Genomic DNA, 19,935 nt, shown 5'->3' with positions numbered 1-19,935 from the left:
AGAGCGGGTATGGACGCCACATTCTGGGCTACCGTCGGCCTCGTCATCTTCCTGGCCCTCATGGTCTACGTGAAGGTGCCGAGCATGGTCGGCAAGTCGCTCGACAACCGAGCCGACAAGATCCGCGACGAACTCGAGCAGGCGCGCAGGCTGCGCGAGGAAGCCCAGCAGCTCCTCGCGGAATACCAGCGCAAGCGCAAGGAAGCCGAGCGCGAGGCAGGCGAGATCATCGAGTCCGCCAAGCACGAGGCCGACATGCTGGTTCGCGAGGCCAAGCAGAAGACCGAGGAATACGTGGCGCGCCGTACCGCGCTGGCCGAACAGAAGATCGGCCAGGCCGAACGCGACGCGGTGAACGAGGTTCGCTCGAACGCGGTCGACATCGCCGTGGCGGCGGCCCGCCAGTTGCTCGCCGACAAGGTCGACGCGACGGTGGCCGAGAAGCTCTTCAAGTCCTCGGTGCAGGATGTGAAGTCCCGGCTCAACTGAGACGCCGACGGGCGTCCGCGCTGTCGGATCCTGTTTGCTCCCCATCTTGGTCGATGCCGCCTCCGGGCGGCATTTTTCTTAGGCGTCCCTCGGGCGCGGGCACGTCGAGGGGCTGGGGGCACGTCCAGTCCGGCGAACGACTTTCGGAGGTCCGTCAGCCCGGCTGCGCTTCCAGCAAGGTCGATGCCTCTGCCGGAGCGTCGACTGGTTCCAGCTTCAACGGTGCAAAGCTCATGCGGTGGATTCGCATCACCGCGCCCGCTTCGGTGATCGCCGAACGGTGGCGGACCGTGGCATAGCCCATGTGCAGTTCGAAACCGTAGGCCGGGTGCACCGCAGCGCAGCGCGTCATCATCCGGTCGCGCGTGACCTTGGCGACGATGGAGGCGGCCGCGATCGACTGCGATCGCTGGTCGCCCTTCACCAGCGCCTGCGCCTCGCAGGGCAGGCCGGGCGGCACGTCGCGTCCGTCCACCAGTGCGTGCCCTGGGGGCACACAGAGAAGCGTGGCCGCGCGGCGCATGGCCTCCAGGCTGGCCCGCAGGATGTTGATCTCATCGATCCCGGCGGCCGCGACCGACGCGACGGAAACCGCCACCGCCGTTTGGATGATCTCCTCGCACAGCCGCTCGCGGTCGGCCGCCTTCAGCCGTTTGGAATCGTCGAGCCCGGAGGGGATGCGTTTCGGATCGAGGATGACGGCGGCCGCGACGACAGGGCCTGCCAGGGGGCCGCGGCCGGCTTCGTCGAGACCGCATACCGGCCCGGTTCCGCGCGACAGCAGTCGCGTCTCGATCGAGAAGTCAGGCCTGAGCGGCATGTCGAAGAGAAGCGGAGGACCGGAAGAAGGGGAGCGACTCATGGTGCGGCGATGGTCGCAGAGCTTCCGGCCCTCCGCAAGGCCGTCCCGGCGGGGCGAACCGGGAAGGCGCCGTCAGGCCAAGGACGGGGTGGCCGGACGGAAGGGTGTCGCGTCAGAGCAGCGAAAGCTGCTCGCCCGTGCGCGCCGGCGGTTTGAACAGGTCGGTGCGCAGCACGCGCTTGTTCTGGTTCAGGCCAAGCCGCCGCGCCGTGATCTGGAAGCGCCGTCCGATCTGCCAGGCATAGGGGCCGGCGCCCTTCATGCGCGCCCCCCAGGTCGAATCGTAATCCTTGCCGTCGCGCATGGACCGTACCAGCGACAGCACGTGACGGTAGCTGTCGGGATAATGACGCAGCAGCCAGTCCTTGAAGATCGGGCTCACCTCCAGGGGCAGCCGCAGGATGATGTAGCCCGCCTCGCGCGCGCCGACGGAGTGCGCCGAATCGAGGATGCGCTCCACCTCGTGATCGGTCAGGCCGGGGATCACCGGAGCCACCATCACCGAAACCGGGATGCCCGCCTCCGACAGTGCCTTCATCGCCTCCAGCCGCCGCGTCGGCGTCGCGGCGCGCGGCTCCATGGCCCGTGCCAGCCGCCGGTCGAGCGTCGTCACCGACAGCGCCACCTTGGCCAGGCCCTTCTCGGCCATCCGCGACAGGATGTCGATGTCGCGCGACACCAGCGCCGACTTCGTCACGATGCCGACGGGATGGTTGTGCGCTTCCAGCACCTCCAGGATCTGGCGCATGATGCCGTAGCGCTTCTCGATCGGCTGATACGGATCGGTGTTGGTGCCGATGGCGATCGTCTTGGGCTGGTAGCCGTCCTTCGCGAGTTCCCGCTCGAGCAGCTTCGCCGCGTCGGGCTTGGCGAACAGCTTGGATTCGAAATCGAGTCCAGCCGACAGCCCCATGTAGCCATGCGTCGGCCGGGCGAAGCAGTAGACGCAGCCATGCTCGCAGCCGCGATAGGGGTTGAGCGATCGGTCGAACGAAATGTCGGGTGACTCGTTGCGCGTGATGATCGTGCGCGGCTTTTCCATCTGCACTTCGGTCTTGAAGGGCGGCAGATCCTCGATCGTGTCCCACCCGTCGTCGAAGACGTCGCGCCGCAGCGCCTCGAAGCGGCCCGAGGGGTTGATCCCGGCCGCGCGGCCGCGCCGACGTCGCTCGCCGACCCGTACGCCGCTCTGCTCGATCATCGCATTGGCCAAACCGGCATCTCCGCTCTTGAAGGCGGCAATGTCCGCGCGCGCGATCTGTTCCATGTCTCATGCTCCGTACGGCGAGGACGAATCGCCCGCCTCATGAAACTATTCCTATTATGAAAAACGGAACAAAGCAAGAACTTCGGCTTGCTGCGGTGCAGCACTGGCGTTCGGCTAACGTTTCGATTATGCCATGAGGATGCTGACGGTGATGATCGAGACCCGCAACCATCAGGACGCCCTCGCGCGAACGCTCGCGTCACTCGTGTCGGGCGCGGTCGAAGGCATCGTGCGCGAGGTTCTCGTCCACGACCGCGGGTCGACCGACCAGACCGCCGCCATTGCCGATCATGCCGGCTGTGTCGTGGTGTCGAGCGGCGATCTGCTGGATGGCGTGCGCCGGGCCAAGGGGGACTGGCTGTTGTTCGTCGAACCCGGTTCCAAACTGTCGGAAGGCTGGGTGGACGCCGTCTTCGCCCATGTCGGGCACGCTTCCACGCCGGCGCGGTTCCTGCGTGCCCGCTCCCCCGAAGCCGGGTTCCTGGCGCGCATGATGACGCGCAGCAGGCCCCTGTCGGAGGGACTTCTGGTCTCGAAGCGTCAGGCGCTTGCCAAGCTCAGGCCCGGGGATGCGGTCGACACGCTGGCCCGGCGCCTCTCCAGCCGCCGCATTGGCGCCGAAATCACCCCCGCGCGCCGCGAACACGCCTGACCGGGCGCTTGGCGGGGCCGAACCCGGCCGCCGACGTTCTCAGACGACGATCCCGCCGCGACGCAGATGCTCGTCCAGCCGCGGCATGATCTCCACGAAGTTGCAGGGCATGTGGCGATAGTCGAGCTGCCCCTTCAGGATGCCGTCCCAGGCGTCGCGGCAGGCACCGGGCGAGCCTGGCAGCACGAAGACGAAGGTCTGCGAAATCAGCCCGCCGGTGGCGCGGCTCTGGATCGTCGAGGTGCCGATCTTGTCGTAGGAGATGCGGTGGAACACCTCCGAGAAGCCGTCCATACGCTTTTCGAACAAGGGCTCCAGCGCCTCCGGCGTCACGTCGCGCCCGGTGAAGCCCGTGCCCCCGGTGGTGATCACCACGTCGACGGTCGGTTCGCTGCACCAGCCCGTCACCACGGCGCGGATCTTCTCGATGTCGTCGGTGACGATCGACCGATGCACCAGCCGGTGTCCGGCCTCTGCGATCCGATCGGCCAGCGTACGCCCCGACTTGTCGTCGTCGAGCGATCGCGTGTCGGAGACCGTCAGCACCGCGATGCCCACGGGAATGAACGGGCGGCTTTCGTCCAGGCGTTCCATCGTCATCATCCTGCTCCCGTCGTCCGTGTCGCTTCCACGAACCATCCCGGTCTGGCGGACCGGATCTGCGCGGCCGAAGCCTGCGCCTCGGCGTTGTCGGCGAAGATGCCGAAGCACGTCGCGCCCGAGCCCGACATGCGCGCGAAGCTGGCGCCTGCCGACCGCAGAGCGTCGAGCGCCTCGCCGATCTGCGGCGCCAGCGCCAGGGCCGGCGCCTCCAGATCGTTGCGCGCGGCGCCGAGGAAGGCAAGGGCTCCCGCATGGTCGGGGCAATCGGGCAGCGGCGGCAGCGGCGGGTTCTGGCGCCGCGAAAGGCCGGCGAACACGACCGGCGTGGAGACGGCGACGCCCGGATTGACCAGCACCACATGGAAAGACGGCCAGGCCAGCAAGGGGCGCAGATCATGGCCGATGCCGCTTGCCACCAGCGCCCGTCCGTCGAGGCACATGGGCACGTCGGCGCCGAGCGAGGCGGCGATGTCCGCAATCTCCGTCGAAGCGACATCGAGGCCCCAGAACGCGGCGAGCGCCTTGAGCGCTGCTGCGGCGTCGCTCGACCCGCCGCCGATTCCGGACGCGACCGGCAGGAACTTGTCGAGATGGACGGCGACGGGCGGCGTCGCCTTCGTGCCGAACGCAGCTCTCATCCGATCGCGCGCGGCGGTGACCAGGTTGTCCGGCCCTGTCGGCAGGCCGGAGCCTCGGGGCCCGCCGATCGTCATGGCATCCGTTGGCGCGGCCTCCACCGAGAGCCGGTCGCCGAACTCTGCAAACACCACCAGCGATTCCAGAAGATGATAGCCGTCGGCGCGCCGGCCGGTCACATGCAGCGCGAGATTGATCTTGGCCGGCGCCAGCGCGGCCGTCCTGTGCGTCATGGCTCTGCCGAAATGTCCGCTGTCAGTCCTTGGCGAGGCGGTATTCGCCCGTTTCGGGATCCTTGACCAGCGTGCCGTTGGCGCCGCTGCGCGTTTCGCTTTCGGCCCGGCGCACGCGCGCTGTGACCCGCTCTGCTTCCTTCAGGAAGGCGCGGTACCCGAAATACCCGATCGCCGCGACGACGGCGAAGAAGATCAGCTGCGGCATGTCATTCTGCTCCTCCAGCGTGGCCGGCGTTCCCCGCCCCGGCGAGCGTATCCGGTCGTCCAATCATGTCGCGGTCTTGACGCCGCTTACAAGCCATATCGCGCCCAGAGCGCGCGATCCATCGCCGCATCGGCCAGGCCATGCACGGCGCGCGCGGCGATGTCGTCCGCCGCCGCACCCGAGGCCGAGCCGAACAGCCCCATGCGCCGGCCGAAAAATCCCCGCTGCGGCGACACCAGCCTCAGCTGCGTCTTTTCGCCATAGCGGGTCTTCAGGAAGCTGCGCATGTCGCCCAGATGGTCGACGAGACCCAGCGCCTTGCCGCTGATGCCCGACCAGAACAGGCCCGTGAAGAGATCGTCGGTGTTGGCGAGCCTGTTCGCCCGGCGGTCCTTCACCAGGTCGATGAAGGTCTGGTGCACCTCCAGCTGCAGCGCCTTCAGGTGTTCCACGTCTTCCGGCTTTTCGGGCGAGAAGGGATCGAGCGTGGCCTTGTTGCGGCCTGCCGCGTGCAGCCGGCGCTCGACGCCGATTTTCTCCAGCAGTTCCGTGAAGCCGAAACCGGCCGACACGACGCCGATCGACCCGACGATGGACGACGGATCGGCAATGATCTCGTCTCCCGCCAGGGCGATCATGTAACCGCCCGACGCCGCAACGTCCTCCACGAACACGAGGACGGTCTTGTCCTTCTCCTTCGCCAGATCCCGGATGCGCCGGTAGATCAGCCGCGACTGCACCGGCGATCCACCCGGAGAATTGACCGAGATCGCCACCGCCGGCGCGTCCTTGAAGGAGAACGCCTTCTCGATTACGCCGGCGGCGCTTGCAAGCGAGAGCGGCTGCCGGAACTGGCCGCCGCCCGACATGATGGTTCCGTGCAGCCGGATGACGGGGATCGTCACCGCGTTGCTGCGCATGGATTTCGGGATGAAGCGCTGGAAAAAGCTGGTCACGGCGGTCCTTGAAATGAAGGTCTTGCATCCGATGTAGGAAATCGCCGGCCGCACGCAATCCCGCAAATCGCCGTATGGCCGATTTTCAGGCGTCAGTCGCCGAACAGCGAGGCGCGGCCGTTGCAGATCGCATCCGCTTCCGCCGAAAAGCCCTCGCCGTCGGCCTCGTGCAGGAACAGCGGCGCGACGAGCGACAAGGCCTTGCGCGAGCCGCGACGGCCTCTGACGACGACACGGATCGCGGCCGAGCGCGGACGTGGATGGATCGCCCTGACCTCCAGCCCGCCGAACCGTCCCGGCATGGCTTGCAGGATGTCGGCCAGCGACTGCGGCCGTGCGATGAGGGCCAGCGCCCCCGACGGCCTGACGATCGCCGCCGCCGTGCGGATCCAGCGTTCCAGAAGCCCGTCCTCCATCACGTGGGCTGCCTTCTTCAGAGCGTCGGGCGTCTGCCGGTCGCGCGCTTCGTTGAAGGGCGGGTTCATGATGGCGAAGTCGACGCTGCGGTCGGCCAGCCCCGCCGCGATGCGTGCACGTCCCGAAAGCGACACGTCGGCGACCAGCAGGCTCGCCCGGGCGGCCAGGTTGGCATTCGCGTCGAACTCGATCGTTCGGCGCGCGAAATCGGCCATCGCCGGCTCGCGCTCCACCAGTTGCGCCCGCGCCCGGGGACAGCGCGCCAGGACCGCGAATGCCGCGCCGCCCGCGCCGGACCCAAGGTCGGCCACGAGCCCGTCGAAGGGAGATGGCGCCGCGGCCGCCAGCACCATGGCGTCCATGCCGGCCCGATGGCCGTCTTGCCGCGGCTGGACGAGGAAGAAACGCCCCCGGTGGAACGCGTCGATGCTCGCCTCGGCGACGATTTCGCTCATCGCGCTGTCAGTCGAGCCGCATTTCGCCGCCGAAGCCCGCATCCTTGAGCAGCCTACGGGCCCGGGTTGCGTCGTCCTCGGTCACCAGGACCCGACGCGGCAAGACGCCGATCGATCCTTCCAGGATGCTCATGTTCTGGTCCGCGACGAAATGCGCGATGTCGGCGTCCCGCAGAAGCGCTTCAATGTACGAAATGACCACGGGGTCGTTGGTGCGGATGAGTTCGATCATGATTCCGACGTTCGCAGCTTGACCACAGAGTGTAAACTTATATTGCTCGCTCCCGGTGGCCAGACCGCAATCCCACCCCTTGCGACCGGCGATTGCCGCGCCATACTTGGGGCAGGGACGAAAAGAACGCCGCAACGGCGATGGTATGGAGAAGCTTCTGTGGGCGTCGTCGTTTCACTCGATGAAGGCAAGAAGGGGGAGGCATCGGTCAAGCCGCTGGTTGACCTGACCGCTGCCGACATGGCGCGGGTCAACGAGCTGATCCTGTCGAAAGCCGGCTCCGACGTCGAGATGATCCCGGAGATCGCCAATCACTTGATCTCGTCGGGCGGCAAGCGCCTGCGGCCCATGATTACGCTCGCGGCGGCCCGCATGTTCGGCTATTCGGGCGACGGCCACATCAAGCTCGCCACCAGCGTCGAGTTCATGCACACGGCGACGCTGCTTCACGACGACGTCGTCGACGAGAGCGACATGCGTCGCGGCAAGCAGACCGCGCGCATGGTCTGGGGCAACCAGGCGAGCGTGCTCGTCGGCGACTTCCTGCTTGGCCAGGCCTTCCGCATGATGGTCGAGGTCGGCTCGCTCAAGGCGCTGGACATCCTGGCCACGGCCGCCTCGGTCATCGCCGAGGGCGAGGTCTGGCAGCTGGCCGCGGCCAAGAACCTCGAAACCACCGAGGACGAGTATCTGGCCGTCATCAAGGCCAAGACCGCCGCGCTGTTTTCTGCCGCCGCGGAAGTCGGGCCGGTGATCGCTCAGGCCGGCCGTGCAGAGCAGGCGGCGCTGCGCTCCTATGGCACCAATCTGGGCCTCGCCTTCCAGCTGATCGACGACGCGCTGGATTATGGCGGCAATGCCCGCGACCTCGGCAAGAACACCGGCGACGATTTCCGTGAGGGCAAGGTGACGCTCCCCGTGATCTTGAGCTACCGGCGCGGCACCGCGGCCGAGCGCGCCTTCTGGAAGACCGCGATCGAGGATGGCGTCAACGACGACGCCGCTCTGGACAAGGCCATGGGCTTGATGACCCGTTACAATGCCATCGGCGAAACCATCAGCCGCGCACGTCACTTCGGCAACATCGCTGCCGACGCCCTGGCGCCGCTCGGCGACACGCCGCAGCGCGATGCCATGCTCGAAGTCATCGATTTCTGCATCAGCCGCGTCAACTGAGCCGCATCGGATCGACGCCTCGCGGCCGCCGCGGGTGACGCCTCGCGGTGTGGTGATCGCGTCGTGCATTGATGTGCGACCCCAAAAAGGCCATTCTCGTCGACCATAGCGAATCCGGTCTGGCGCAATGCGCAGGAAGGGAAGGCATGCAGCGTTTTGGAAGAGTTTGGCTGGTTGCGTCGGCGATCGCCATGACGAGTGCGCTGGGAGGCGCTCCTGCGCTTGCCGCCCAGGGAGCGGATATCCGCGTGTCCGAGCCCTTGGTTCGCGTGGGGTCCTTCTCGGGCGCCGTCCTTGCGGCCCGCACGGCCGAGACCGACAACGATCTCGATTCCGCCATTGCCTATTACGAACGCGCGCTCGATTTCGATCGCGACAATCTCGCCATCCAGCAGAGCGTGATGCTGGCGCTCATAGCGCGTGGGCACTTCGAACGGGCGCTTCCCTATGCGGAAAAGCTGAAGACGGTGCCCGAAGTCGAGCGCTTCTCGCGCCTTGCGCTGGCCGTGGATGCGTTCCGCAAGCAGGACCACGTGGCTGCGGAGAATTTCCTCAAGCTCGCCCTGGCGTCGGACCTTGATCGCCTGATCGCAGGACTTTTGACCGGCTGGGCGAATCTCGGCCAGGGCAACGCCCAGTTCGCGCTGGACCGCCTGGCGGATATGCAAGGTCCTGAATGGTACACCCTCTTCAAGGGCTACCATCGGGCACTGATCGCCGAGACCGCCGGCCTGCTGGATGTCGCCGCGGAGGCCTACGCACAAACGGTGGCCAACCAGGCGGCGGGCGCGGCGGCGCCCGAAACATACATGCGCGCGGCGGAAGCGTATGCCCGCATGCTGTCCCGCGAGGGCAAGAAGGCCGAGGCGCTCGCCGTCCTCGACCAGGCGGATGGCTTTGCCGCGAACCGTCCGCAGATCGTGATGCTGCGCGAGACGATCGAGGCGGATCGCCCTGTCGAGCCTCTGGTTGCCGCCACCAGCGACGGCGCCGCCGAGGCGCTCTACAATCTTGGCGCCGCCCTGAATCGGGGCGGCGGCGAAGCCTTCGTGCGGCTCTACCTGCAGTATTCGCGTGCGCTGGCGCCGCATCTCGATGGCGTTCTCATGCAGCTCGGTCAGGTTGCCGAGCTTCAGCGCCGGCCCGAGGAAGCGATCAGCTTCTACGCCGACGTTCCAACCGAATCGCCTCTGAAGCGCATCGCGGAGCTGCAGCTCGCCCTCAACATGGCGGACCTCGATCGGCGTGACGAGGCCAAGGAGCATCTGCGGGCGCTGATCGAGCAGGATCCGGACGACATGCGCGCCTATCTCGCGCTGGGCAGCGTCCATGCCGCGAAGGAAGAATACCGCGACGCCGCGACGATCTATGATCGCGCGCTGCAACGCATCGAAGAGCCGACCCGCGCCGACTGGAACCTGTTCTACCAGCGCGGCATCGCCTATGAGCGGCTGAAGGAATGGGACAAGGCGGAGCCGAACTTCCGCAAGGCGCTCGAACTCTTCCCCGACCAGCCCCAGGTGCTCAACTACCTCGGCTATTCCTGGGTCGACATGGGCATCAACCTCGAGGAGGGCCTCGACCTCATCCGCCGCGCGGTGGAGTTGCGTCCCAACGACGGCTATATCGTCGACTCGCTGGGCTGGGCCTATTATCGGCTCGAGCGCTACGAGGAAGCCGTGACCGAACTGGAGCGCGCCGTCTCGCTGAAGCCGGACGATCCGGTGCTCAACGACCATCTGGGCGATGCCTATTGGCGCGTCGGGCGCAAGCTGGAAGCCACCTTCCAGTGGGCCCACGCCCGCGATCTCGAGCCTGACGAAACCGTCCTCGCCTCCGTCCAGCGCAAGCTCGTCGAGGGATTGCCGGTCGATGCGCCGCCGCTCAAGGAAGAGCGGAAGGCGGAGATTCCGCAGGTGGTCATGCCTTCTGTTGCCGCCGCCGCGCCGGCGTCGGTGGCCGAGCCGGTCCGCTATGTCGTTCAACGCGGCCAGTCGCTCTGGTCGATCGCCACAGAGGTTCTGGGCGATGGCGAGCGTTTCCGCGAGATTCTGGATCTCAACCCCGCGCTTCGCGGCAATGCGAATGCCATCCGCCCCGGCCAGGAACTGGTACTGCCCACGCCCTGAGGGGCGTGGACGCGATCGGCCCTGTTGCGAGACGCCCCCGAAAGGGATCGTCTATTCCGGGCTTAGCGCGCGCGGATGACTTCGCCCGGACGCGGCTGGATGGGGCAGGCCACCCACTTGCGGTTCTGCTTGGTGACGCAGGTGAGCTTGAGCTTGCGGAAATCCATCTGCGCCGGGTTGTCCTTCGTGCAGAGGCAATCGGTGCCCGGCAGGCGAAGGGTGTCGCAGTCCGTACCCACGCAGAGATAGCCGGTGACCATGTCGCGGCCGCCGCCCGAGTTCGGATACCGTTCGCTGGCGGTCGCCGGCGCGATTGCCATCATGGCGCCGGCCGCAGCCAGCAGGCCTGCGAAAGCCAGTCGGTGAAATCGTCTCGACATCGAAGCGCTCCAGTTTCGCGGCCCCCGCCGCGCTACGGATGTAATCGCCTGCGCGCTAGACGGCAATGGACCTCGGTGCCTCGATCGGTCAGGCCGGCCGCCAGGCGCAACCTTGACGCTGGGATGGTCGCGGAATAGGACCGGCGAACCAACGCCCCCATCGCGAAAGGCGCGACGTGACCCCGAGCCCCTATCTCGACCCGAAACGCTCCTTCCAGGGGCTGATCCTGACGCTCCACAACTACTGGGCGGAGTATGGCTGCGTCATTCTCCAGCCCTACGACATGGAGGTCGGCGCCGGCACCTTCCACCCGGCCACCACGTTGCGCGCGCTCGGGCCGCGTCCGTGGAAGGCCGCCTACGTGCAGCCCTCGCGCCGCCCCAAGGACGGCCGCTACGGCGAGAACCCGAACCGCCTGCAGCATTACTACCAGTATCAGGTCATCCTGAAGCCCAATCCGCCCAATCTCCAGGAACTCTACCTCGGCTCGCTGAAGGCGATCGGCATCGACGCGCTTCGCCACGACATCCGCTTCGTCGAGGACGATTGGGAAAGCCCCACGCTCGGCGCCTGGGGGCTCGGCTGGGAGTGCTGGTGCGACGGCATGGAGGTCTCGCAGTTCACCTATTTCCAGCAGGTCTGCGGCATCGAATGCGCCCCTGTGGCGGGCGAACTGACCTACGGTCTGGAACGTCTGGCCATGTACGTCCAAGGTGTCGACAACGTCTACGACCTCAATTTCAACGGCCGCGAGGGCGCCGAGAAGGTCACCTATGGCGATGTCTTCCTGCAGGCCGAGCAGGAATACTCGCGCCACAATTTCGAGCATGCCGACACGTCGATCCTGTTCCGTCACTTCGAGGACGCGGAAAGGGAGTGCAAGGCGCTGCTGGCCGCCGGTGCGCCGTCCGAAGGCGCGAACCATGAGATCCACAAGGTCGTCCTGCCGGCCTACGACCAGTGCATCAAGGCCAGCCACGCCTTCAACCTGCTCGACGCACGCGGCGTGATCTCCGTCACGGAACGCCAGAGCTACATCCTGCGCGTTCGCAATCTCGCCAAGGCCTGCGGCGAGGCGTTCCTGAAGACGGAAGCCGGCGGCGCGGACGTTCAGGCGCGCGCGGCCTGATCGGCCGCCCTTTTGGTTGGTTTCATACGCGATGAGCGGCGATACAGACGGGCCAGCACCCTCCCACGTCCGGCCGGTCGCCCGCCGCGCGGTTTTCCACATCGGCGGTTATGAACGCAACGATGCGCCGCACTTCTTCGGGCGCCTGGATCGCGAACTCGAACGCTTTCGGGCCTGCTGGTCGGTCTCGGCCACCCTCGGTCCGGTATCGGTCGATGGCCCGGAGGCGGCCACGGCGTTGCTTGCCTATGACGACGGCGTCCGCAGGACCGAGACGGAACTGACCTTCCTCGACTATGACGATCTGGTGGCCGAAGAAGGCAAGCGGTCGCTGGCGCGCCGTCTCGACGACTACGTCACGGCCTTTTTCGACTACGTCATTTCGGGAACCGCCTTTCGCTTCTTCCGCGCAAACTGGCGCTTCGGCCTGTTCTTTCTCTATCCGGCGCTCGGCTTCTTCGCGCCGCTGCTGGTCGGCTATGCGGTCTGGGCTGCGCTGCAAGCCCCGCCGGGGACGGGGGCGGCCCTTGCCGCCGTCGCGCTCGGCCTCGCGGTCGCTCTCCTGCCGATCTGGTTCATGGTCCGCAGGATGTTTCTCTTCCACATGAAGGGACTTTGGATCGCCGGAAGCGATTTCGCGCGCGGCCGTGGCATGCGGTTCGAGCGACGGCTGGAACGTTGGGCGGATATCGTGGAACGGCGCCTCGCTGACGGTCGGTTCGACGAAGTCGTCTTCGTCGGTCACTCCTTCGGCGGCGCGCTCGTGCTGGACCTCGCGGCGCGCCACGCTGCGCGCGTGGTCGAGGCGGGGGGCGTTCCGCGCTTCAACATCCTCACGGCCGGTTCCACCGCGCCGATGGTCTTCATGCATCCGTTCGCCCGCGCCGCGCGCGACCACCTCGGCTTTCTGGCTGCCCAGAGGGGCGTCTGGTGGGTCGACGCACAGGCGCTGATCGATCCGATCAATTTCTTCCGCTGCGACCCGCTGAGCCTGGCCGGCGTGTCGAACCCGCGCAGCGAACCGTTTCCGATGGTGTTCGAGGTTCGCATCCGCGACATGGTCGATCCGCATTTCTATGGCTCGATGAAGTACAACATCTTCCGCGTGCATTATCAGTTCGTGTCCGCCAACACGCGGCGCTACGGTTACGACTACGCCATGATGTGCTTCGGGCCGATGCCGATCACCCACGCCGTCGAGCGCGCGGTCAATGCCAGGCCCTTCGATCCGACGTCGCCGGACCTGTCCTGACCGTTCCCTGAAAGGGCGAGAAAGGCTGTTTTCGACTCGTCGGAATTCGTCCATAAGACGGGAACGGGCCTCAAACGCCCGACCATCTGCCCGCGGGAGATGAAGCCATCACTGCCACCCCCGAACCCGCGCCGACCGAGACGAGCGCCGACGTCGCGCGCCGAGCGGTGTTCCATGTCGGCGGCTACGAGCGCAACGACGCAAACCGGTTCTTTTCGCGGTTCGGCAAGGAACTCGGCCGATTCGCCGTCTGTTGGTCGGCTCAGGCGTCGCTGGGACCGGTCACGTTCGACGAGGCCAGCCATGTCGCATCCGCCCGGATCGACTACCGCGACGCCAAGCGCGCGACGGCGACCGACTTCGTCCTCCTCGACTATGACGACATGGTCATGGTCGATGGCGCGCGGCCGCTGCCCGTCCGCTTCGGTCGGTGGCTGTTGGCCTTCCTCGACTATGTCGCCACTGGAACCCTGTTCCGCTTCTTCGCCGCCAACTGGCGCTTCGCGTTCTACTTCCTGTATCCGCTGCTGGGCATCGTCGGCCCCGTCCTGCTCGGCTGGTTTGCGTGGCGTTATGGCCAGACCGCCCCGCTGCCGGGTGCCGGCCCTGTCTCAGCTATCCTCGGCGTCGTGCTGGCCGTTCTCCTCATCCGCCGACTGGCGCGCCGCTACTTCCTCTTTCATCTGATGGATCTCTGGTCGTTCAGTCGCGAATGGCTGCGCGGACACAGGCCGGCGATGGACGAGCGCATCGCGGTCTGGGCGCGCGCCATCGACGAGCGCGTCCGCCGGAGCGGCTACGACGAGGTCGCTCTCGTGGGCCATTCCACCGGGGGCGCGATCATCCTCGAGGTTGCCGCGCGCTATGCGGCGATGGTCGCGGCGCGCGGCGAGACGCCGGCGTTCACGTTGCTGACCGTCGGATCCACCGGCCCCAAGATCACGCTGCACCCCGCCGCCCGTGGCGCCCGCGAGCGGCTGCGCGCCCTCGTGGCCAATCCGGGCATCGACTGGGGCGATTTCCAGGCGCTGGTGGACATCATCAACTTCTATCGCTGCGATCCGCTGGCGCTGGCCGGCATCGCCAATCCGCGGCGGGAGCCCTTTCCGGTCGTGGTCAGGGTCCGCTTCCGTTCGATGCTCGACGCCGAATTCTACAGGCGCATCCGCACGAGCTTCTTCCGGTTGCACTATCAGTTCATTTCCGCCAACACCAAACGCAACCGCTATGACTTCTTCATGATGTGCTGCGGCCCGTACCCGCTTCACGCGACGATCCGGGGCAGCCTGGTTCCCCGCAAGAACCGGCCCGGTGAAAAGGAAAAGGCCTGATGCGCGACGTTTCCTTCTGGCTCTGGCTTGTCTTCGTGGTTGGCTGGGTCGCGCTCCGCTGGCCCGCCATGCGCCGCGCCCGCAAGCTGCGCACCCGCGACGACCGGCGCGATACGCTCGACATCGCGCTGCTCGTCGACTGCGTCATCGGACTGGCCGTCCTGCCGATCGCCTGGCGGCTTGGGGTGTTCCAGGGCATTGGCGACCGTCCGCAGGGCATCGTGCCGCTGGTCCTCGGCGTCGCGGCGGGTGTGGCCTTCCTCTGGCTCTTCCGCCGCAGCCACCGCGATCTGGGCCGCAACTGGTCCGTCAGCCTCGAACTGCGCGAGGGCCACAAGCTGGTCACCGGCGGCGTCTATGCCCACGTCCGCCATCCCATGTACGCCTCCTTTTTCCTGTGGGGCATCATGCAGGCGCTGCTCATCGCCAACTGGTTCGCTGGTCTGGCCGGACTTTTCGCCGTGGCGCTGCTCTACGTGCTGCGAACCGGCCGCGAGGAAGCCATGATGCGCTCGGCCTTCGGCGCCGAGTACGAGGCCTACGCCGCCCGCACTAGGCGCCTGCTGCCGGGCGTGTTCTGAGAGGTTCAGCCCGTCAGGGCGTCCGTGACGACGCCGCTGGCGTCGGGGGCAGGGGCCTGGACGGCCGAGAACGTCTGGATCGCCCGGCGCATGCCGGCGAGCGGTGTCTCGAGCCCGGCCGACGCATAGGTCGCGAAACAGGCGATCAGCGCGATCGAATGGATGGCGGTCTTCATGCTGGTGCGTCCCTTCACCGCTGCCGGGTCGGCGCCGCTCGGGCGCGAACGCTCGATGCCGTGCAGTCTCGCGGATCGTGCCTGAACCGGCCGTGGCCGGTGCATTCAGCGGCCGTTCATCGGATCGGGTGACAGGGCGCGGTCGAACCGGCATGATGTCGGCGGAGTGGGTGGGACCAGCGATGCCGAAGCTCGATCGCTTCCGGATCGCAACCGCGAGGCGGTTGCGATCGACGATGACTGACGAGGAGCGAATCCTCTGGCATCATCTTTGGCGTATTCCGGTCGAGGGCACGCACTTTCGCAAGCAAGCCCCGATTGGTCGTTTCATCGTTGATTTCGTCTCACACCGGCTGAAGCTGGCGATCGAACTCGACGGAAGCCACCACAGCCATGGACCTCAGATGCAACACGATGCGGATCGTGATCGATGGTTGAAGTCGGAGGGGTACTCCATGCTGCGTTTCTGGAACCATGAGGTCAAAAAAGGAACTGGATTCGGTGCTGGATACGATCTATGCCGCCGTGCAAGAACGGAGCGCCCACCTCCCCCTCGATGGGGGAGGTCGCCGCAAGGCGGCGGGTGGGGGTGCGCCGAGCCAAGTCACCCCACCCCGGCGCTGACGCGCCGACCCTCCCCATTCAGGGGAGGGTAAGGAGCCAGCAATGCCCGATCTTCTGCTCGAACTCCGCTCCGAAGAGATTCCCGCCCGCATGCAGCGCAAGGCGGCGGGCGATCTCAGGAAGATGGTGACCGACGGGCTCGTCGAGGCGGGTCTCACCTACGAGGCGGCGCGCGAATACTGGACGCCGCGGCGGCTGACGCTCGACATTCGCGGCGTCACCGCCCGCTCGAAGGACGTGCGCGAGGAGATCAAGGGCCCGCCCGTCAAGGCGCCGGAGCAGGCGGTCGCGGGCTTCCTGCGCAAGGCGGGGCTGACGTCCGTCGACCAGCTGTCCGTGCAGGCTGACCCGAAAAAGGGCGATTTCTACGTCGCCGTCATCGAGAAGCCCGGCCGCGCGGCCGAAGACATCATCGCCGGCATCATGCCCGCCATCATTCGCGATTTCCCCTGGCCGAAGTCGATGCGCTGGGGCGCCGCCTCGGCGCCGCGCGATCCGCGCTTCTATGGGGATGTGGCGAAGGGCTCGGAAAGCCTGCGCTGGGTGCGCCCGTTGCAGTCCATCCTGTGCACCTTCGGCCCCGAGACCGCCGAGCCGGTGGTGGTGGATTTCGAGGTCGACGGCCTGCGCTCCGGCAACGTCACCTTCGGCCACCGCTTCCACGCGCCGGAGGCGATCACCGTGCGCCGCTTCGACGACTATGTGTCCGCCCTGGAGGCGGCCAAGGTCGTGCTCGACGCCGAGCGCCGCAAGCAGATCATCCTCTCCGACGCCCGCAACCTGGCCTTCGCCAGCGGGCTGGACCTCGTCGAGGACGAGGGGTTGCTGGAAGAGGTCGCCGGCCTCGTCGAATGGCCGGTGGTGCTGATGGGCTCCTTCGAGGAAGAGTTCCTGGCCATTCCGCCCGAGATCGTACGCCTCACCATCCGCGCCAACCAGAAGTGCTTCGTCACCCGCCCGCATGGCGCGGCGCCCGAGGGCGGCCTCGCCAACCGCTTCATCCTCACCGCCAACATCGAGGCCAACGACGGCGGCGTCGAGATCGCCCACGGCAACGGCAAGGTGGTGCGCGCGCGCCTGTCCGACGCGGTGCATTTCTGGAAGACCGACCAGTCGAACCTGCCCGACCTCGCCGCGCTGAAGCCGTCGGCGGACAAGTTCGGTCTCGATCTCGCAAAGCCGCTCGACCAGCGCATGGCCCGGCTCGACCATCTCGGCGTTACCTTCCATGCCAAGTTGGGAACGCAAGGCGAGCGCGTCGAGCGCATCGCGCGGCTCGCGGAGGAGATCGCCGCGACGCTTTCCACCTCCCCCTTGTGGGGAGGTCGCGCCGAAGGCGCGAGTGGGGGTACGCCTCCCGCAGACGCATCACCCCCACCCCTAACCCCTCCCCACAAGGGTGAGGGGGACCTTCCCTCGCTCGCCCGCCGCGCCGCCGTGCTGGCCAAGGCCGACCTGCAGACCGAGGTCGTCGGCGAGTTCCCCGAACTCCAGGGCGCCATGGGCCGCAAATACGCGCTGTTGCAGGGCGAACGCCCCTCGGTCGCAGCGGCGCTGGAAGCGCACTACAAGCCGCAAGGCCCCACCGACACGGTCCCGACCGACCCTGTGGCCGTCGCTGTCGCGCTCGCCGACAAGCTCGACACGCTGGTCGGCTTCTGGGCCATCGACGAAAAGCCGACGGGCAGCAAGGACCCCTACGCGCTGCGCCGCGCGGCGCTCGGCGTGATCCGGATTCTGGTGGAGAACGGGGTGCGGGTGGGGTTGAGCATCACTTTCCTCCGTGAGTTGAGGCGTTGGCTGCTGCAAGGAGCTGGTCGGCTTTCGACAACTGCTTTCCAGACTGAACCGGAATCAAGTTACAACTCTATACTTCCGGAGCTTGGTGGAGTGCACGATGCACCAGCGACCAAATGGGAGTTCGAAATCTCGGGAGACCTCCTCTCCTTCTTCCACGATCGCCTGAAGGTCTATCTCCGCGACAAGGGCGCCCGGCACGACCTCATCGACGCCGTGCTCGCCAGCGGCGCCGCGCCGATCTCCCCCCCCGTGGGGGAGATGTCCGGCAGGACAGAGGGGGGCGCTCAGGCTCGGCCTCTCCAAACTTCCGACAGCCAGAGTGAACTGACCCCTCAGCCCTCGATCCCCTACGACGTCGACCATGGGCGCTCGACGACGCCCCCCTCTGGGCTGCCGCCCATCTCCCCCACGGGGGGGGAGATCGGTCCGTCGCCGGCCGAGAGCTCCTCATCGGCCGAGAGCTCCACCAACGACGACCTGCTGATGATCGTCCGCCGCGTCGAGGCCCTGTCCGACCTGCTCGACACCGAGGACGGGAAAAACCTCGTCGCCGGCACCAGGCGCGCCGTCAACATCCTGGCCGCCGAGGAGAAGAAGGGCACCCGCATCGCCGATCACGTCGATCCCGCGCTGCTGTCGGAGCCCTCCGAGGCCGCCCTCCACGCCGCGGTCGAGATGGCCGAGCGCGAGGCGGCGAGCGCCATCGCCGAGGAGGATTTCGCCGCCGCCATGCGGGCGCTGGCGGCGCTGCGCGCGCCCATCGACGCCTTCTTCGACAAGGTGATGGTCAATGCCGAGGACGAGGCGGTGCGGGCCAACCGGCTGGCCCTGCTCGCCCGCATTCGCGGCGCGACCGGCCAGGTGGCGGATTTCTCGAAGATCGCCGGCTGAAGAGACCGACGGCTATCGCAGCCGCATCGTCGGCGGCGGCGTGGCCGGTACGGAAGGCGGGGCCTCCGGCGCGGGCGGCCGGTCGCGCCGCGACGGCTGCGGTTCCCTGCGCTCGGTCAGGGCGGGCGTATCCGGCTGCGCGGCGCTCCCTGCAGCGGCGCTCGGCGCCAAAGGCCGTTCCTCCTGCACAGCTGCACGGGCCGGCGTCTGAGTGGAGGTGAAGGCGTCGCCAGCCAGTCCGGCCCGAAACACCGCCGGCAAGCTGAATGGCGCTCGGCTTGCGGTTGCGACCGTGCGCGGTCTGGCCGGCCGCGGCTCGCCGAACGCCATCATCGACCGCGACAGCACCGGCGGCCAGACGACGACGTCGAGCGGTTCGGGGTCTGGGGGCGGAGGGATTGCGGCCCCAGCCTCGCTTGACTCGTCGAGCGTGGTTCGCAGGGCCGACGTTTCGATGCTGCGGTCGGGAGATGGAGCGGCCTGCCGATCGGCGGGAAAGGCTCGTGCAACCGGCCGGCCCAGCATCACGACCGAGGGCGAACTGGCCGCCGGTTCGCCGCCAAGCATGACGAACGACCCAGCCTGCGCCTGTTGCGCCGCAAGGAGCCCGATCGCCACGGCCGCTGCCCCGGGAAGCTTCATGAACTCACGCCCTGCCCCTGGCGGGACATTTCTTCAAACGACTGACACGCGGATTTGACGAACCCATCCGCACTACCCCTATCATTCGACGATTAATGAAACGATTAGAGCGTGTCGCTTGCCGAATACCGCCGCGCGCGATAGGCAGCGCCGCGAAAGGACATGCGATGGCCGACATCATCCCGGAGCAGCAAGCGCTTGCCCGCGCCGGCGAACTGATCCTCGCCGGCATGCCCGTCGCGGTGCCCACCGAAACCGTCTACGGGCTGGCGGCCGATGCGACCAGCGGCGAGGCGGTCGCCCGCATCTATGAGGCCAAGGGTCGGCCCCGTTTCAATCCGCTCATCGTCCATGTCGCCGATCGCGCAATGGCCGATCGCATCGGCATCCTCGATCCCCTGTCGCAGCGGCTGGCCGACGCCTTCTGGCCCGGCCCTCTCACGCTCGTGGTGCCGCTGCGCCAGGGCGCCGGCATCAGCCCGCTGGTCACGGCGGGGCTCGAAACGGTCGGTCTGCGCATGCCGGTCGGCTTCGCCGCCAGGCTCGTCGCCGCCACCGGCCGGCCGCTCGCCGCCCCAAGCGCCAATTCGTCGGGCCGTGTCTCCGCCACCAGCGCCCGGGCCGTCGCCGACGATCTCGGACATCGCATTTCGCTCGTCGTCGACGGCGGCGCGACGCCGGTCGGCGTGGAGTCCACCATCGTCAAGGTCGAGGATGGCCGCATGCGTCTGCTGCGGCCCGGGGGCGTGCCCGCCGCCGACCTCGAGGCCGTCGCCGGTTCACCCGTCCAGCGCGGCTCCGCCGCGCAGCGCG

22 protein-coding genes are annotated in these 19,935 nt (G+C 67.4%); 11 read left to right on the top strand and 11 right to left on the bottom strand.

Going from position 1 to position 19,935, the window contains the following annotated elements; genetic code table 11:
- The first annotated feature begins 9 nt into the window (after positions 1-9).
- Positions 10-489 carry a F0F1 ATP synthase subunit B gene (locus tag EJC49_RS17220; RefSeq protein WP_126701175.1) on the top strand — a complete coding sequence of 160 codons (480 nt, stop codon included), beginning with the start codon at positions 10-12 and terminating at the stop codon, positions 487-489.
- A gap of 154 nt (positions 490-643) precedes the next feature.
- Here EJC49_RS17220 and EJC49_RS17215 read toward each other — a convergent pair whose 3' ends face one another.
- A complete protein-coding gene (locus EJC49_RS17215; RefSeq protein WP_126701174.1) occupies positions 644-1,351 on the bottom strand; it encodes a ribonuclease HII in 708 nt (235 codons plus the stop codon).
- Between the two features lie 112 nt (positions 1,352-1,463).
- Complete coding sequence (locus EJC49_RS17210; protein ID WP_126701173.1) at positions 1,464-2,618, bottom strand: PA0069 family radical SAM protein; 1,155 nt, start codon at positions 2,616-2,618, stop codon at positions 1,464-1,466.
- 133 nt (positions 2,619-2,751) lie between these two features.
- Between EJC49_RS17210 and EJC49_RS17205 the strand changes: the two genes are divergently transcribed.
- Complete coding sequence (locus EJC49_RS17205; RefSeq protein ID WP_342635359.1) at positions 2,752-3,270, top strand: glycosyltransferase; 519 nt, start codon at positions 2,752-2,754, stop codon at positions 3,268-3,270.
- Positions 3,271-3,309: 39 nt separating this feature from the next.
- On the opposite strand, the gene moaB is transcribed toward EJC49_RS17205, so the two are convergent.
- The 6 genes from moaB to EJC49_RS17175 all read right to left on the bottom strand — a co-directional run bounded on the left by moaB (position 3,310) and on the right by EJC49_RS17175 (position 7,010).
- Positions 3,310-3,864: a molybdenum cofactor biosynthesis protein B gene (gene moaB, locus EJC49_RS17200; RefSeq protein WP_126701172.1), complete on the bottom strand. Its 555-nt coding sequence runs from the start codon at positions 3,862-3,864 to the stop codon at positions 3,310-3,312.
- Positions 3,865-3,869: 5 nt separating this feature from the next.
- Positions 3,870-4,742 (bottom strand): 4-(cytidine 5'-diphospho)-2-C-methyl-D-erythritol kinase, encoded by an 873-nt coding sequence (locus EJC49_RS17195; RefSeq protein WP_126701171.1) that lies wholly within the window; start codon positions 4,740-4,742, stop codon positions 3,870-3,872.
- A 22-nt stretch (positions 4,743-4,764) separates the two neighbouring features.
- Positions 4,765-4,950, bottom strand: a complete 186-nt coding sequence (locus tag EJC49_RS17190) for a hypothetical protein (protein ID WP_126701170.1) — start codon at positions 4,948-4,950, stop codon at positions 4,765-4,767.
- Positions 4,951-5,036: 86 nt separating this feature from the next.
- Complete coding sequence (locus EJC49_RS17185; protein WP_126701199.1) at positions 5,037-5,870, bottom strand: S49 family peptidase; 834 nt, start codon at positions 5,868-5,870, stop codon at positions 5,037-5,039.
- Positions 5,871-5,998: 128 nt separating this feature from the next.
- The gene (locus EJC49_RS17180) at positions 5,999-6,778 is read right to left on the bottom strand and encodes a tRNA1(Val) (adenine(37)-N6)-methyltransferase (RefSeq protein WP_126701169.1); all 780 of its coding nucleotides are present in this window, start codon (positions 6,776-6,778) and stop codon (positions 5,999-6,001) included.
- Positions 6,779-6,785: 7 nt separating this feature from the next.
- Positions 6,786-7,010 carry a putative signal transducing protein gene (locus tag EJC49_RS17175; RefSeq protein ID WP_126701168.1) on the bottom strand — a complete coding sequence of 75 codons (225 nt, stop codon included), beginning with the start codon at positions 7,008-7,010 and terminating at the stop codon, positions 6,786-6,788.
- 159 nt (positions 7,011-7,169) lie between these two features.
- On the opposite strand from EJC49_RS17175, the gene EJC49_RS17170 reads away from it, so the two are divergent.
- Both EJC49_RS17170 and EJC49_RS17165 read left to right on the top strand, forming a co-directional pair.
- Positions 7,170-8,186, top strand: a complete 1,017-nt coding sequence (locus EJC49_RS17170) for a polyprenyl synthetase family protein (protein ID WP_126701167.1) — start codon at positions 7,170-7,172, stop codon at positions 8,184-8,186.
- A gap of 248 nt (positions 8,187-8,434) precedes the next feature.
- Positions 8,435-10,315 (top strand): tetratricopeptide repeat protein, encoded by a 1,881-nt coding sequence (locus EJC49_RS17165; protein WP_245453442.1) that lies wholly within the window; start codon positions 8,435-8,437, stop codon positions 10,313-10,315.
- Between the two features lie 62 nt (positions 10,316-10,377).
- Here EJC49_RS17165 and EJC49_RS17160 read toward each other — a convergent pair whose 3' ends face one another.
- Positions 10,378-10,695 carry a hypothetical protein gene (locus EJC49_RS17160; protein WP_126701165.1) on the bottom strand — a complete coding sequence of 106 codons (318 nt, stop codon included), beginning with the start codon at positions 10,693-10,695 and terminating at the stop codon, positions 10,378-10,380.
- A gap of 176 nt (positions 10,696-10,871) precedes the next feature.
- On the opposite strand from EJC49_RS17160, the gene EJC49_RS17155 reads away from it, so the two are divergent.
- The 4 genes from EJC49_RS17155 (at position 10,872) to EJC49_RS17140 (ending at position 14,989) form a co-directional block, all read left to right on the top strand.
- Positions 10,872-11,825 (top strand): glycine--tRNA ligase subunit alpha, encoded by a 954-nt coding sequence (locus tag EJC49_RS17155; protein WP_126701164.1) that lies wholly within the window; start codon positions 10,872-10,874, stop codon positions 11,823-11,825.
- A 31-nt stretch (positions 11,826-11,856) separates the two neighbouring features.
- Positions 11,857-13,077, top strand: coding sequence for an alpha/beta fold hydrolase (locus tag EJC49_RS17150; RefSeq protein ID WP_126701163.1), 1,221 nt, complete (start codon positions 11,857-11,859; stop codon positions 13,075-13,077).
- A gap of 167 nt (positions 13,078-13,244) precedes the next feature.
- Positions 13,245-14,408 carry an alpha/beta fold hydrolase gene (locus EJC49_RS17145; RefSeq protein ID WP_126701162.1) on the top strand — a complete coding sequence of 388 codons (1,164 nt, stop codon included), beginning with the start codon at positions 13,245-13,247 and terminating at the stop codon, positions 14,406-14,408.
- Complete coding sequence (locus EJC49_RS17140) at positions 14,408-14,989, top strand: protein-S-isoprenylcysteine O-methyltransferase (RefSeq protein ID WP_126701161.1); 582 nt, start codon at positions 14,408-14,410, stop codon at positions 14,987-14,989. The genes EJC49_RS17145 and EJC49_RS17140 overlap by 1 nt, the downstream gene beginning before the upstream one ends.
- Positions 14,990-14,994: 5 nt before the next feature.
- On the opposite strand, the gene EJC49_RS25740 is transcribed toward EJC49_RS17140, so the two are convergent.
- Positions 14,995-15,165, bottom strand: a complete 171-nt coding sequence (locus EJC49_RS25740; RefSeq protein WP_170314767.1) for a hypothetical protein — start codon at positions 15,163-15,165, stop codon at positions 14,995-14,997.
- A 152-nt stretch (positions 15,166-15,317) separates the two neighbouring features.
- On the opposite strand from EJC49_RS25740, the gene EJC49_RS26305 reads away from it, so the two are divergent.
- Both EJC49_RS26305 and glyS read left to right on the top strand, forming a co-directional pair.
- Positions 15,318-15,821 carry an endonuclease domain-containing protein gene (locus tag EJC49_RS26305; RefSeq protein ID WP_425358827.1) on the top strand — a complete coding sequence of 168 codons (504 nt, stop codon included), beginning with the start codon at positions 15,318-15,320 and terminating at the stop codon, positions 15,819-15,821.
- Positions 15,822-15,831: 10 nt separating this feature from the next.
- Positions 15,832-18,480, top strand: a complete 2,649-nt coding sequence (glyS, locus tag EJC49_RS17130; protein ID WP_126701160.1) for a glycine--tRNA ligase subunit beta — start codon at positions 15,832-15,834, stop codon at positions 18,478-18,480.
- Positions 18,481-18,492: 12 nt separating this feature from the next.
- Here glyS and EJC49_RS17125 read toward each other — a convergent pair whose 3' ends face one another.
- Complete coding sequence (locus EJC49_RS17125) at positions 18,493-19,098, bottom strand: hypothetical protein (protein ID WP_126701159.1); 606 nt, start codon at positions 19,096-19,098, stop codon at positions 18,493-18,495.
- 191 nt (positions 19,099-19,289) lie between these two features.
- Between EJC49_RS17125 and EJC49_RS17120 the strand changes: the two genes are divergently transcribed.
- A partial coding sequence (locus EJC49_RS17120; protein WP_126701158.1) for an L-threonylcarbamoyladenylate synthase occupies positions 19,290-19,935 on the top strand: 646 nt, incomplete at its 3' end.

This window comes from Aquibium carbonis (assembly GCF_003970795.1).
In the GTDB taxonomy this organism is placed as follows: domain Bacteria; phylum Pseudomonadota; class Alphaproteobacteria; order Rhizobiales; family Rhizobiaceae; genus Aquibium; species Aquibium carbonis.
Note: the sequence above shows the minus strand (reverse complement) of the source record. Positions and strands in the feature narration are given on the sequence as shown.